The organism is Pseudomonas cavernae (assembly GCF_003595175.1).
Classification (GTDB): Bacteria; Pseudomonadota; Gammaproteobacteria; order Pseudomonadales; family Pseudomonadaceae; genus Aquipseudomonas; species Aquipseudomonas cavernae.
Map to the genome: position 1 here is coordinate 3,698,785 of NZ_CP032419.1, position 15,142 is coordinate 3,713,926.

The window sequence follows — 15,142 nt, forward strand, 5'->3', positions numbered from 1 at the left end:
CCCTCACCCAGAGGGCAGCGCTAGCACAGGAGGACGACCATGACCAAAATCGCCTTTATCGGCCTCGGCCACATGGGCCTGCCGATGGCCCGCAATCTGCTCAAGGCCGGTTTCGAGCTGAGCGTCTACGACCTGCTGCAAACCGCCGTGCAGCAGTTGGTCGCCGAGGGCGCCCGCGCCGCCAATGACGCCCACGACGCCGTGCACCAGGCCAGCGTGGTGATCAGCATGCTGCCCGCCAGCCGCCATGTGGAAGGCTTGTATCTGGGCGACGACGGCCTGCTCGCCTACATCACCCCCGGCAGCCTGGTGCTGGAATGCTCGACCATCGCCCCGGAATCGGCGAAGAAGGTGCACCAGGCCGCCGTCAAACTGGGCATCGAACTGCTCGACGCGCCAGTATCCGGCGGCACTGCGGGCGCCGCGGCCGCCACCCTGACCTTCATGGTCGGCGGCGAGGCCCAGGCATTGGACCAGGCGCGACCGATTTTCCAGGCCATGGGCAAGAACATCTTCCACGCCGGCTCGGCGGGCGCCGGGCAGCTGGCCAAGGTGTGCAACAACCTGGTGCTGGCGGTGCAGATGATCGGCACCGCCGAAGCCATGGCCCTCGGCGTGGCTAACGGCCTGGACGCCAAGACCCTGGCCGAGATCATGCGCCAGAGCTCGGGCGGCAACTGGGTGCTGGAGCGCTACAACCCCTGGCCCGGGGTGATGGAAACTGCGCCGGCCTCGCACGACTATGATGGCGGCTTCATGGCCGAACTGATGGCCAAGGACCTCGGCCTGGCCCAGGAAACCGCACAAGCCAGCGGCAACAGCACGCCGATGGGCGCCCTGGCGCTGCAGCTGTATCGCCTGCTGCTGCGTCAGGGCCACGGCCAGCGGGACTTCTCCGTGATCCAGCAGTTGTTTGGCGGGCCGCGCCATAGCACGGACGATACGGCTTAGCGCTCGCGCAACGCCTCGGCCCGCGCGCGGATGATCGGCTTGAGCAGGTAGCTGAGGATGCTCTTCTTGCCGGTGATGATGTCCACCGAGGCGACCATGCCCGGTATGATCAGCAGCGGATGCTCGGGCGTACCCAGGTGGCTCTTGTCGGTGCGCAGCTTGATCAGGTAGAAGCTGTTGCCTTCTTCGTCGGTGACGGTGTCGGCGCCGATCTGTTCGAGCTTGGCTTTCAGCCCGCCGTAGATGGTGTAGTCATAGGCGGTGAACTTCACCATCGCTTCCTGGCCCGGATGCAGGAAGGCAATGTCCTGCGGGCGGATGCGTGCCTCGACCAGCAGGGTGTCGTCCAGCGGCACGATCTCCACCAGATCGCTGCCCGGCTGAATCACGCCACCAATGGTGTTGACCAACAATTGCTTGACGATGCCGCGCACCGGCGAGGTGACCAGCGTCCGGCTGACCCGATCCTCCAGCGCCTTGCCGGTCGCCTCAGTCTTGCTCAGCTCGGTACGCACTTCGTTCAGCTGGGTCAGCGCCTCGCTGCGAAAACGCCCACGGGTCTCGTCAATCTTGCGCTCGACCTCCTTGATTGCCGACCCGGCCCGTGGGATCGCCAGACTGGTAGCCTCCAGCTGGCCGCGATTTTCCACCTCGGCCCGCTTCAAGCGCAGCACCTCGACCTGAGAGATCGCGCCTTGCGCCACCAGCGGCTCGGACATGCGAATTTCTTGCTGCAGCAGGTTCAGGCTGTTGCGGTACTGCGCCTGCTTGGAAGCGAACTCGCGCAGTTCCTGCTGACGCTGCACCAACTGCTCTTGTAAGCCGGCAACCTCGTCGTGCAACTGCTGGCGTCGACTCTCGTACAGTGACTGCTCGCTGGCCGCCAGACCTGGGGCTCGACTGCGCACATCCTCGGGCACCTGCAACGGGCGATTCTCGACTTCGGCGCTCAGGCGCTCGACACGCAACAGCAGAGACAGACGATCCGCCTCGGTTTCACCGACATTCGAGGCAAAGCGCGTGTCATCCAAGCGCAACAGGGGGGCACCCACTTCGACGACCTGCCCTTCGCGGACAAACAACTCGGCGACGATGCCGCCCTCGAGGTTCTGGATTTTCTGCAGTTTGGATGAAGGAATAGCCTTACCATCGCCGCGGGTCACTTCGTCGATGACCGCGAAATGCGCCCACAGCAGCAGGAACGCAAAGAAGCCGATTAGCGCCCAGATAGTCAGGCGCACCAGGCGCGGCGCATCCTCCACCAGCGCCTTGCTGACTTCCGGCAACGGTGGCCCACTGAGCGCCTCGCCACCTTGGAAGTAGCCGCGCAGGGTTTGCCGGAACACGTGCATCGAGGACTTAAGCAACACTGATCTGCCCCTTCTTCAATGCTTCCATGACCGCCGCTTTCGGCCCGTCGGCAATAATCTGCCCTCTATCGATAATCACCAGCCGGTCGACCAGCGATAGCATCGACGCCCGGTGCGTCACCAGAATCAGGGTCTTGTCAGCAATCACATTATGCAGACGCTGCTTCAAACGCTCCTCACCGGTGTTATCCATGGCACTGGTAGGTTCGTCGAGCAGGAGGATCGGCGGATTCAGCAACAGCGCGCGGGCCAGAGCGATGTTCTGCCGTTGTCCACCGGAGAGGTTCTGACCGCGTTCGCCCACCTGCTGCTCATAGCCCTGCGGATGCAGGCGCACGAAATCGTGCACTCCCGCCAGTTCGGCTGCCTGCTGCACCAGCTCGTCCTCGACATAGCGCGCGCCGGACACCAGGTTGTCGCGCAGCGTGCCGCTCAGCAACTGGATATCCTGCGGGACATAGCCGATGTTGTGGCGCAACTCGCTGATGTCGATCTGGCGCACATCCATGCCATCCACCAGCAGACTACCGGCATCCGCCTGATACAGCCCTACCAGCAACTTGGCTAGCGAGCTCTTGCCCGAACCGCTACGCCCGATGATGCCGACCTTTTCGCCGGGGCGAATGGCCAAAGTGACCCCCTGGAGCGCCGGGGTCTGCTGATTGGGGTATTGGAAGTCCAACTGCCGACACTCGATGGCCCCTTGCAGAACCTGCCTGGTCAACGGCCGCTCCTCCTCGTGGCGCTCTTGCGGCAACGCCATCATCTGGTCCACCGAAATCATGGTCAGGCGCGCCTGCTGGTAGCGCGTGAGCAGGCCGGATAGCTGACTTAACGGGCTGAGCGCGCGGCCGCTGAGCATGTAGCAGGCGATCAGTCCGCCCATGCTGAGTTGGCCGTCGATGATCAAGTAGACGCCGCAGATGATCATCACCACGCCAGCCAGTTGCTGGATCAATTGCGTGATATTGAGCGCCAGACTGGAGAGCATACGCACGCGCAGTTCGAGCCGGCCAAGGGTGCCGATGGTCTGCTCCCACTGGTACTGGCGCTCGCTCTCGGCATTGTTGACCTTGACCGCATCGAGCCCGGCCAGCGTTTCGATCAGGCTCGACTGGCGCTCGGCCGCCAGCGCCATGGTGCGATCCATGGTGGCGACCAGAGGCTTCTGCAACACCCAGCCAATCGTCAGCGCCAGCGGAAAGGCCAGCATCGGAATCCATACGAGATGACCGCCGAGCAAGGCGATCACCAGCAACACCAACAGGGTAAAGGGCAGATCGATCAGACTGGTCAGCGTCAGCGAGGCGAGGAAATCCCGCAGGCTCTGAAACTCATGGATGTTCTGCGCAAAGCTGCCGACCCTGGCCGGGCGGAATTTCATGGCCATGCCGACGATGCGCTCGAACAGCGTCGCGGAGATGATCAGGTCGGTCTTCTTGCCGGCCAGGTCCAGGCATAGACCACGCATGGTTTTCAGCAGCAAATCGAACAGATAAGCGCCGGAAATTCCGATCGCCAAGACCCACAGGGTCGCCGCCGCCTGATTGGGCACCACGCGGTCGTAGACATTCATGACGAACAACGGCGCCGCCAGGGCGATGATATTGATCAGCAGACTGGCAGCAATGGCGTCGGTATATAGCCAGCGCGAACGCTTGAGGGTGTCGCGGAACCACGAGCGGGTCCGCGGAATCAGCGCGCCGTGGTTGATATCGAACTTATGCTGCGGCTGCGCGAAAAACACCTGGCCACTATAGTCCTCAGCCAGCAGTCGAGCCTCGACCAGCACCTCGCCGCCATCACTTTCGCTGAGCAACAGTCGCGCCCTGCCATCGGCCTCCCAGCCAACCAGCACGGCACAACGCCCCTCCTGCAACAGCAGCAGCGCCGGCAATGCAATTGCCGGAATCTGCTCCAGGCGGCGCTGCAACAAGCGCCCCTGCAAACCCGCTCGGGCCGCCGCACGCGGCAGCAATTCAGCGCTCAAGCGCTGGGCCGGAAGCGGCAGCCCCGTGCTCAGCATGGCCCGGCTGGCGGGTTTCTGATGCAGGGCACAAAGCGTCAACAGGCTATCCAACAGTGGATCGTCGTGCCGACTGCGTGGATCCTGACTGAGCTGAACCCGACTGACTTCTGATTCCACGCCTGAGCACCCTTGTAGGAGTTAACGCTTAATTCAAGCCCGGCAGATTCACCTGGGTTTTCACTTCGGAATGCGCAACAGCCGCCATCGGCGCAACTACGCCCTGACTCTTGAGCAGTTCACCCATGGTCGCCTTGATCCGGTACTGGCTGAACAGCTCGCTATAGCTGACATCCGCCAAACGACGCTGAGAGGTGAACAGCTCATTTTCGCTATCCAGCAGATCCAGCAAAGTGCGGTCGCCCAGGCTGAACTGCTTCTGATACGCCTCGCGGACTCGGGTGTTGTAATCGACGTACTGGCGGGCGATCGGAAGTTGCTCGCGCGCATTCTGCCAGGCATTCCAGGCCAGCCCGAGCTCTTCATTGAGCACGCGCAGGGCGTTGTTGCGGATATCCAGCGCTTCGTTGATCTGATAGGACTTGGATTCCAAATCGGCCTTGTTGCTACCGCCGGCGAAGAGGTTGTAGCGCATGCGCAGCATGGCCTGCCAATCGTTGTTATGGCCTTCCTCACCACCCAGGTTGTTATCCGCATTGCGCGACAGCTCGGCATCGAAGCGCGGATAAAAGAACGACTTCGCCGCCTCGTATTGCTTTTCGGTCGCCACCACGTCTGCCTCGGCGGAGCGCAATACCGGGCTGTTATCCAGCAGCACCTGGCGTGCCCGACCCAGGTCTTCCGGCAACTGGCCAAGCAGACCCGACGGCTCATTAAGCTCCTGCGCCTCGACGCCCACGACACTCAGATAGTTGGTGCGTGCATCGGCCAGGTTGGTCTGTTCGGTAATCAGGTTGTTGCGCGCCTGCGCCAGACGCGCCTCAGCCTGATCGCGGTCCGCCGTGCTGCCCACCCCACGCTCACTGCGCAAGCTGATCTGATCGAAGATCCGTTCATGGTTGCGCAGGTTGGCACTGGCCAAGCGCACCATTTCCTCGCGACGCAATACGTCCAGATACACCTGGGCGACATCCAGCCCGGTACGTTCGGAAGTGCCGAGCAGCGAATAGGCACGCGAGTTGACTATCGCCTCCTGACGGCCGACCTCGCTGGAGGTGGCAAAACCGTCAAACACCATCTGCTGCAAGCGCAAGCTCGACTCACCGCGGGTCAGCGTCTGCCAATGGTTGTCAGCGCCACGGGTCGTGGGGTTATCGGCACCTTCGCGGCCGATCCCGCCCAACAGATCGACATTCGGCAGATAACCACCTTTAGCAGCCTTGAGTTGGTAATCGGCCGACAGCCGACTGTTCACCCCGGCCTGGACCTCCGGATGCACATCGAGCGCCTGTTGCATGGCTTCGCCCAGAGTCTGCGAATGAACCGGGAGGCTGATCGCCAGAGCGAGGGGCAGAACTGCAAAGAAACGCACGAACATGGTTTCGCATCCTTCTGAAAAGAGACATCCATGGGGGTATTGGAAACTGCTAGAGGCCAGATAAATCGGCACCTGCAGCGCAACAAGCGGCAAAACAATATCAAAGTGACATGGGCGGTGAGATTGTTTAGGATGGAAACCGATTGGTCAATAGATTGGCATAAAGTTAATAGCCAAAAAGTATATGCCAACAATTTGACGTCAATTTTCCAGCCAGCCTGCGCCCTACCTGTCCGACTGCAGTAAGCAAGGCAATCCACAGGGAAGCCAGTCGAAACCAGACCACGGAGAGTCGCCATGAGCAGTGTCGTTGCCATCGTCAAGAACGTAGTTGGCCAAGTTATCGCTCTTTCCCAGGAGGGTGCGCAGCGACTCCTGATCGAAGGCGACCGCCTATTCAAGGGTGAGCAATTGATGACCGGCGCCGAGGGGCGCGTGAGCCTGGAACTGGCGAACGGCCAGACCGTGGATCTCGGCCGCGACTCGCAATGGAGCGCCGCAAACGCCTCCGCGCCGGCGCCGGCGCCGACAGCAGCTTCCGCCGATAGCGATATCACTCAACTGCAGCAAGCCATTGCCGCGGGCGTCGACCCGACCACTGAACTCGAAGCCACCGCCGCCGGCCCTAGTGCAGCTGGCACGGGCGGCGCTGCCGGAAGCGGGCACAGCTTTGTCGTCCTGGACGCCACGGCGCAAAGCGTTGAAGCCACCATCGGCTTTGCCACACAAGAATTGGGCAATGCGGGCGACGCCTTGGCCCCGAACGACAATGGCAACAATTTCGCACCCGTCTTCGTTGACGCTAACGGTGCGCCGCTGGGCGCCGACCTGCAGATCAGCACCAACGAAGACACACGAGTGGCCGGCAGCCTCATCGCGCGCGATCCGAATGGCGATCAGCTGACCTACAGCGCCATCAATGCCCCGAGCCACGGCAGCCTGACCCTGACCGTCACGGGCGAATGGGCTTACACGCCGAATCCCAACTTCAACGGCCAGGACAGCTTCCAGGTACAGGTCAGCGACAACCGCGGCGGTAGCGATACCCTGACCGTGAATGTCGGCGTGGCGCCGGTCAACGATGCCCCGCTGGCGGCGAACGACAGCGCCAGCACCGCCGAGGACACCCCGGTGACCATCGATGTGCTGGGCAACGACAGCGATGTGGACGGCAACCCGCTGAGCGTCAGCGGCGCCTCGGCCAGCCACGGCACGGTCACCATCAACGCCAACGGCAGCCTGGTCTACACGCCGAACGCCAATTACGTCGGCAGCGACACCATCACTTACAGCATCGACGACGGTCAGGGCGGCTCCGCCAGCGCCACCGTGGCGGTCACCGTCACCCCGCTCAACGATGCCCCGGGAACAGCCGATGTCACTGCCGGTGGCGCCGAAGACAGCGTCATCAGCGTCGCCCTGGGCGGCACCGACAGCGACGGGACGGTCGCCAACTTCCAACTGGTCGGTGTGCCGGCGCAGGGCAACTTCTACAGCGATGCGGCGGCCACCCAACTGCTCACTACCGCCTCGCTGATCAGCGCTTCCGGCAATGGCGCGACCATCTACTTCAAGCCGGATGCCGACTGGAACGGCAGCACCACCTTCACCTACACCGCGGTCGACAACGCGGGCCTGGCCGATGCCACGCCCGCGACCGGCACCATCACCGTCGCGTCGGTCAACGATGCGCCGGGAACAAACGATGTCACTGCCGGTGGCGCCGAAGACAACGTCATCAGCGTCGCCCTGAGCGGCACCGACAGCGACGGGACGGTCGCCAACTTCCAACTGGTCGGTGTGCCGGCGCAGGGCAACTTCTACAGCGATGCGGCGGCCACCCAACTGCTCACTACCGCCTCGCTGATCAGCGCTTCCGGCAATGGCGCGACCATCTACTTCAAGCCGGATGCCGACTGGAACGGCAGCACCACCTTCACCTACACCGCGGTCGACAACGCGGGCCTGGCCGATGCCACGCCCGCGACCGGCACCATCACCGTCGCGTCGGTCAACGATGCGCCGGGAACAAACGATGTCACTGCCGGTGGCGCCGAAGACAACGTCATCAGCGTCGCCCTGAGCGGCACCGACAGCGACGGGACGGTCGCCAACTTCCAACTGGTCGGTGTGCCGGCGCAGGGCAACTTCTACAGCGATGCGGCGGCCACCCAACTGCTCACTACCGCCTCGCTGATCAGCGCTTCCGGCAATGGCGCGACCATCTACTTCAAGCCGGATGCCGACTGGAACGGCAGCACCACCTTCACCTACACCGCGGTCGACAACGCGGGCCTGGCCGATGCCACGCCCGCGACCGGCACCATCACCGTCGCGTCGGTCAACGATGCGCCGGGAACAAACGATGTCACTGCCGGTGGCGCCGAAGACAACGTCATCAGCGTCGCCCTGAGCGGCACCGACAGCGACGGGACGGTCGCCAACTTCCAACTGGTCGGTGTGCCGGCGCAGGGCAACTTCTACAGCGATGCGGCGGCCACCCAACTGCTCACTACCGCCTCGCTGATCAGCGCTTCCGGCAATGGCGCGACCATCTACTTCAAGCCGGATGCCGACTGGAACGGCAGCACCACCTTCACCTACACCGCGGTCGACAACGCGGGCCTGGCCGATGCCACGCCCGCGACCGGCACCATCACCGTCGCGTCGGTCAACGATGCGCCGGGAACAAACGATGTCACTGCCGGTGGCGCCGAAGACAACGTCATCAGCGTCGCCCTGAGCGGCACCGACAGCGACGGGACGGTCGCCAACTTCCAACTGGTCGGTGTGCCGGCGCAGGGCAACTTCTACAGCGATGCGGCGGCCACCCAACTGCTCACTACCGCCTCGCTGATCAGCGCTTCCGGCAATGGCGCGACCATCTACTTCAAGCCGGATGCCGACTGGAACGGCAGCACCACCTTCACCTACACCGCGGTCGACAACGCGGGCCTGGCCGATGCCACGCCCGCGACCGGCACCATCACCGTCGCGTCGGTCAACGATGCGCCGGGAACAAACGATGTCACTGCCGGTGGCGCCGAAGACAACGTCATCAGCGTCGCCCTGAGCGGCACCGACAGCGACGGGACGGTCGCCAACTTCCAACTGGTCGGTGTGCCGGCGCAGGGCAACTTCTACAGCGATGCGGCGGCCACCCAACTGCTCACTACCGCCTCGCTGATCAGCGCTTCCGGCAATGGCGCGACCATCTACTTCAAGCCGGATGCCGACTGGAACGGCAGCACCACCTTCACCTACACCGCGGTCGACAACGCGGGCCTGGCCGATGCCACGCCCGCGACCGGCACCATCACCGTCGCGTCGGTCAACGATGCGCCGGGAACAAACGATGTCACTGCCGGTGGCGCCGAAGACAACGTCATCAGCGTCGCCCTGAGCGGCACCGACAGCGACGGGACGGTCGCCAACTTCCAACTGGTCGGTGTGCCGGCGCAGGGCAACTTCTACAGCGATGCGGCGGCCACCCAACTGCTCACTACCGCCTCGCTGATCAGCGCTTCCGGCAATGGCGCGACCATCTACTTCAAGCCGGATGCCGACTGGAACGGCAGCACCACCTTCACCTACACCGCGGTCGACAACGCGGGCCTGGCCGATGCCACGCCCGCGACCGGCACCATCACCGTCGCGTCGGTCAACGATGCGCCGGGAACAAACGATGTCACTGCCGGTGGCGCCGAAGACAACGTCATCAGCGTCGCCCTGAGCGGCACCGACAGCGACGGGACGGTCGCCAACTTCCAACTGGTCGGTGTGCCGGCGCAGGGCAACTTCTACAGCGATGCGGCGGCCACCCAACTGCTCACTACCGCCTCGCTGATCAGCGCTTCCGGCAATGGCGCGACCATCTACTTCAAGCCGGATGCCGACTGGAACGGCAGCACCACCTTCACCTACACCGCGGTCGACAACGCGGGCCTGGCCGATGCCACGCCCGCGACCGGCACCATCACCGTCGCGTCGGTCAACGATGCGCCGGGAACAAACGATGTCACTGCCGGTGGCGCCGAAGACAACGTCATCAGCGTCGCCCTGAGCGGCACCGACAGCGACGGGACGGTCGCCAACTTCCAACTGGTCGGTGTGCCGGCGCAGGGCAACTTCTACAGCGATGCGGCGGCCACCCAACTGCTCACTACCGCCTCGCTGATCAGCGCTTCCGGCAATGGCGCGACCATCTACTTCAAGCCGGATGCCGACTGGAACGGCAGCACCACCTTCACCTACACCGCGGTCGACAACGCGGGCCTGGCCGATGCCACGCCCGCGACCGGCACCATCACCGTCGCGTCGGTCAACGATGCGCCGGGAACAAACGATGTCACTGCCGGTGGCGCCGAAGACAACGTCATCAGCGTCGCCCTGAGCGGCACCGACAGCGACGGGACGGTCGCCAACTTCCAACTGGTCGGTGTGCCGGCGCAGGGCAACTTCTACAGCGATGCGGCGGCCACCCAACTGCTCACTACCGCCTCGCTGATCAGCGCTTCCGGCAATGGCGCGACCATCTACTTCAAGCCGGATGCCGACTGGAACGGCAGCACCACCTTCACCTACACCGCGGTCGACAACGCGGGCCTGGCCGATGCCACGCCCGCGACCGGCACCATCACCGTCGCGTCGGTCAACGATGCGCCGGGAACAAACGATGTCACTGCCGGTGGCGCCGAAGACAACGTCATCAGCGTCGCCCTGAGCGGCACCGACAGCGACGGGACGGTCGCCAACTTCCAACTGGTCGGTGTGCCGGCGCAGGGCAACTTCTACAGCGATGCGGCGGCCACCCAACTGCTCACTACCGCCTCGCTGATCAGCGCTTCCGGCAATGGCGCGACCATCTACTTCAAGCCGGATGCCGACTGGAACGGCAGCACCACCTTCACCTACACCGCGGTCGACAACGCGGGCCTGGCCGATGCCACGCCCGCGACCGGCACCATCACCGTCGCGTCGGTCAACGATGCGCCGGGAACAAACGATGTCACTGCCGGTGGCGCCGAAGACAACGTCATCAGCGTCGCCCTGAGCGGCACCGACAGCGACGGGACGGTCGCCAACTTCCAACTGGTCGGTGTGCCGGCGCAGGGCAACTTCTACAGCGATGCGGCGGCCACCCAACTGCTCACTACCGCCTCGCTGATCAGCGCTTCCGGCAATGGCGCGACCATCTACTTCAAGCCGGATGCCGACTGGAACGGCAGCACCACCTTCACCTACACCGCGGTCGACAACGCGGGCCTGGCCGATGCCACGCCCGCGACCGGCACCATCACCGTCGCGTCGGTCAACGATGCGCCGGGAACAAACGATGTCACTGCCGGTGGCGCCGAAGACAACGTCATCAGCGTCGCCCTGAGCGGCACCGACAGCGACGGGACGGTCGCCAACTTCCAACTGGTCGGTGTGCCGGCGCAGGGCAACTTCTACAGCGATGCGGCGGCCACCCAACTGCTCACTACCGCCTCGCTGATCAGCGCTTCCGGCAATGGCGCGACCATCTACTTCAAGCCGGATGCCGACTGGAACGGCAGCACCACCTTCACCTACACCGCGGTCGACAACGCGGGCCTGGCCGATGCCACGCCCGCGACCGGCACCATCACCGTCGCGTCGGTCAACGATGCGCCGGGAACAAACGATGTCACTGCCGGTGGCGCCGAAGACAACGTCATCAGCGTCGCCCTGAGCGGCACCGACAGCGACGGGACGGTCGCCAACTTCCAACTGGTCGGTGTGCCGGCGCAGGGCAACTTCTACAGCGATGCGGCGGCCACCCAACTGCTCACTACCGCCTCGCTGATCAGCGCTTCCGGCAATGGCGCGACCATCTACTTCAAGCCGGATGCCGACTGGAACGGCAGCACCACCTTCACCTACACCGCGGTCGACAACGCGGGCCTGGCCGATGCCACGCCCGCGACCGGCACCATCACCGTCGCGTCGGTCAACGATGCGCCGGGAACAAACGATGTCACTGCCGGTGGCGCCGAAGACAACGTCATCAGCGTCGCCCTGAGCGGCACCGACAGCGACGGGACGGTCGCCAACTTCCAACTGGTCGGTGTGCCGGCGCAGGGCAACTTCTACAGCGATGCGGCGGCCACCCAACTGCTCACTACCGCCTCGCTGATCAGCGCTTCCGGCAATGGCGCGACCATCTACTTCAAGCCGGATGCCGACTGGAACGGCAGCACCACCTTCACCTACACCGCGGTCGACAACGCGGGCCTGGCCGATGCCACGCCCGCGACCGGCACCATCACCGTCGCGTCGGTCAACGATGCGCCGGGAACAGCCGATGTCACTGCCGGTGGCGCCGAAGACAACGTCATCAGCGTCGCCCTGAGCGGCACCGACAGCGACGGGACGGTCGCCAACTTCCAACTGGTCGGTGTGCCGGCGCAGGGCAACTTCTACAGCGATGCGGCGGCCACCCAACTGCTCACTACCGCCTCGCTGATCAGCGCTTCCGGCAATGGCGCGACCATCTACTTCAAGCCGGATGCCGACTGGAACGGCAGCACCACCTTCACCTACACCGCGGTCGACAACGCGGGCCTGGCCGATGCCACGCCCGCGACCGGCACCATCACCGTCGCGTCGGTCAACGATGCGCCGGGAACAAACGATGTCACTGCCGGTGGCGCCGAAGACAGCGTCATCAGCGTCGCCCTGGGCGGCACCGACAGCGACGGGACGGTCGCCAACTTCCAACTGGTCGGTGTGCCGGCGCAGGGCAACTTCTACAGCGATGCGGCGGCCACCCAACTGCTCACTACCGCCTCGCTGATCAGCACTTCCGGCAATGGCGCGACCATCTACTTCAAGCCGGATGCCGACTGGAACGGCAGCACCACCTTCACCTACACCGCGGTCGACAACGCGGGCCTGGCCGATGCCACGCCCGCGACCGGCACCATCACCGTCGCGTCGGTCAACGATGCGCCGGGAACAAACGATGTCACTGCCGGTGGCGCCGAAGACAGCGTCATCAGCGTCGCCCTGGGCGGCACCGACAGCGACGGGACGGTCGCCAACTTCCAACTGGTCGGTGTGCCGGCGCAGGGCAACTTCTACAGCGATGCGGCGGCCACCCAACTGCTCACTACCGCCTCGCTGATCAGCGCTTCCGGCAATGGCGCGACCATCTACTTCAAGCCGGATGCCGACTGGAACGGCAGCACCACCTTCACCTACACCGCGGTCGACAACGCGGGCCTGGCCGATGCCACGCCCGCGACCGGCACCATCACCGTCGCGTCGGTCAACGATGCGCCGGTGAATACCCTGCCGGCGAGTTACACCGTCAACGAAGACACCCCGCTCAAGTTGAGCGGTATGTCAGTCACTGACGTCGATGCCGCCTCAGGCGCTATTTCGGTAACCCTCGCCGTTGTTAGCGGCACGATCACCGCGGCAGCCGCCGCCGGTATCACCGTGACCGGCTCGGGTACTGGCAGTGTGGTGCTGAGCGGCACGCTCACCGAGATCAACGCCTATCTGGCTGCGCCGGCCACCCAGCCGACTTACACACCGGTTTTGAATGCCAGCGGCACGGTCACGCTGACCATGACCACCAACGATGGCGGCAACACCGGAGCCGGCGGCGCGCTGACCGATAGCGACACGGCCACCATCACCGTCAACCCGGTGGCTGATGCAGTACCGGGCAGCGATGTGTCGGTGGTGATCGGCACTCCATTGACGAACACTATTACCTCCTCGGACAGCGGCAACGTGGACGGCAAGACTAGCTATACCTTCGGAAACGGAGTCACCATATCCACTGGAGGTAACGGCGCTTTCAGCTGGGGGAATGGCAATGACCTGGGCGTAAACGGGCCTCTCGACAATGGCAATACTGGGCAGCGGATCGAGGGTAACGAAACCATAGGGTTCACCTTCCCCTACGGCATGCAGTACATGGCCATGGGTCTTAAGAATGCGAACGATGACTCTGTCCTGGTCCGCAGCGGACTCGAAGTGGGCGACCTTACCAGTGGAAACCTTTCCGGAAAGATCACCTCGACGGGGGGTGTCTTCTCGAAAGACACTCTCAAGGTCAGCTTGGTGCTGGATGTGCTTAACGACGGCGTCACGAGTACCGTTACGCTAAGCGAACCAGTCAATCCGGACGGTACCTGGTCGGTCTCCTACAGCGGCGTTACCGGGACCATCACCAAGGCAACCGTCGAGTCATATATCGACGGCAGCCAGTTCAACCAGGGCGGCAATGGCTCGGCGAACTTTACCTATTCGATCAGCTCAGACATGCAAAGCCTGTCGATTGCCCAAGACACCAGCAACACCTTCAAGCAAAAAAACAACGGCTTCCAGATCGACTACATCGCAGTAGATGCAAGCCCCTCCGGTCTGACCAGCTATAGCTACCCGGTGGACCTCTATGCCGTGATTCAGGACACGGTGGGAACGGCAGAGACCTTCACCAGCCTGACGCTAAGTGCACTTCCCGCTGGTTCGATCATCAGCGTGGTTCGTGACGGTACCTATCAGGAAATTGCTCCCAACGCTCTGGGTGAGTATGACTTGAGCGCCTACACCTCCCTGTTGAGCACTCCAACGACCACAGCGGGAACTGACAAGATCTATCTGACCAGCAACTCGGCGCTTCCCAGCGGTTTCGCCCCGACCCTCACTCTTGAGGTAAGCGACGGCAGTTCGAGCACCGCCAAAACGATTATCGGCGGGTCTGGCGATTCGACTTTCGCCGGCGGATCCGGAAATGACTACATCAGTGGCGGTGCGGGAAGCGATAGCATCAGTGGCGCAGCGGGCAATGACACTCTTGCAGGCGGTACCGGCAATGACATTCTGATCGGCGGCGACGGCAACGACTTGCTGATCGGTGGCACAGGCAACGATGAGCTGCAGGGTGGCGCAGGCGCCGACACCTTCGTCTGGAAGGCCGGCGATACCGGCAATGACGTGATCAAGAACTTTAATGCCGCGCAAGGTGATCGCATCGACCTCAGCGACCTGCTGCCGGATACGGCCAGCAACGACCTCCTCAGCTACCTCAAGGTCGATACCGCCGCGTCTACACTGCAGGTCAGCGCCAGTGGCAATGTCGATACCAGTGCCGATGTCACCATCCAGCTGGAAGGGGTCAATCTCGGCGATTACGGTGCGAACCCGTCGGCGATCATCAACTCACTGGTTGCCGGGGCCGACCCCTTGGTGAAGACTGAGCACAGCTAAGAGCCTAAAAGCCTGAATCCAGCCCCGGATGCATAGTCCGGGGCCGGCCAG

Annotated in this window: 5 protein-coding genes; 2 read left to right on the forward strand and 3 right to left on the reverse strand. The window is 63.6% G+C overall.

What is annotated here, in order from left to right; genetic code table 11:
- Positions 1 to 39: 39 nt before the first annotated feature.
- Positions 40 to 951 (forward strand): 3-hydroxyisobutyrate dehydrogenase, encoded by a 912-nt coding sequence (mmsB, locus tag D3880_RS16895; RefSeq protein WP_119894590.1) that lies wholly within the window; start codon positions 40 to 42, stop codon positions 949 to 951.
- Here mmsB and D3880_RS16900 read toward each other — a convergent pair.
- The 3 genes from D3880_RS16900 to D3880_RS16910 are packed head-to-tail and all read right to left on the reverse strand — an operon-like array spanning position 948 to position 5,845.
- Positions 948 to 2,321 carry an HlyD family type I secretion periplasmic adaptor subunit gene (locus D3880_RS16900; protein WP_119894591.1) on the reverse strand — a complete coding sequence of 458 codons (1,374 nt, stop codon included), beginning with the start codon at positions 2,319 to 2,321 and terminating at the stop codon, positions 948 to 950. The two genes, mmsB and D3880_RS16900, sit on opposite strands and share 4 nt — an antisense overlap.
- Positions 2,311 to 4,467 (reverse strand): type I secretion system permease/ATPase, encoded by a 2,157-nt coding sequence (locus D3880_RS16905; RefSeq protein WP_119894592.1) that lies wholly within the window; start codon positions 4,465 to 4,467, stop codon positions 2,311 to 2,313. The genes D3880_RS16900 and D3880_RS16905 overlap by 11 nt, the downstream gene beginning before the upstream one ends.
- Before the next feature lie 28 nt (positions 4,468 to 4,495).
- Positions 4,496 to 5,845: a TolC family outer membrane protein gene (locus tag D3880_RS16910; RefSeq protein ID WP_119894593.1), complete on the reverse strand. Its 1,350-nt coding sequence runs from the start codon at positions 5,843 to 5,845 to the stop codon at positions 4,496 to 4,498.
- Between the two features lie 297 nt (positions 5,846 to 6,142).
- On the opposite strand from D3880_RS16910, the gene D3880_RS16915 reads away from it, so the two are divergent.
- Positions 6,143 to 15,091, forward strand: coding sequence for a retention module-containing protein (locus D3880_RS16915; RefSeq protein WP_119894594.1), 8,949 nt, complete (start codon positions 6,143 to 6,145; stop codon positions 15,089 to 15,091).
- The last annotated feature ends 51 nt before the right edge of the window (positions 15,092 to 15,142 follow it).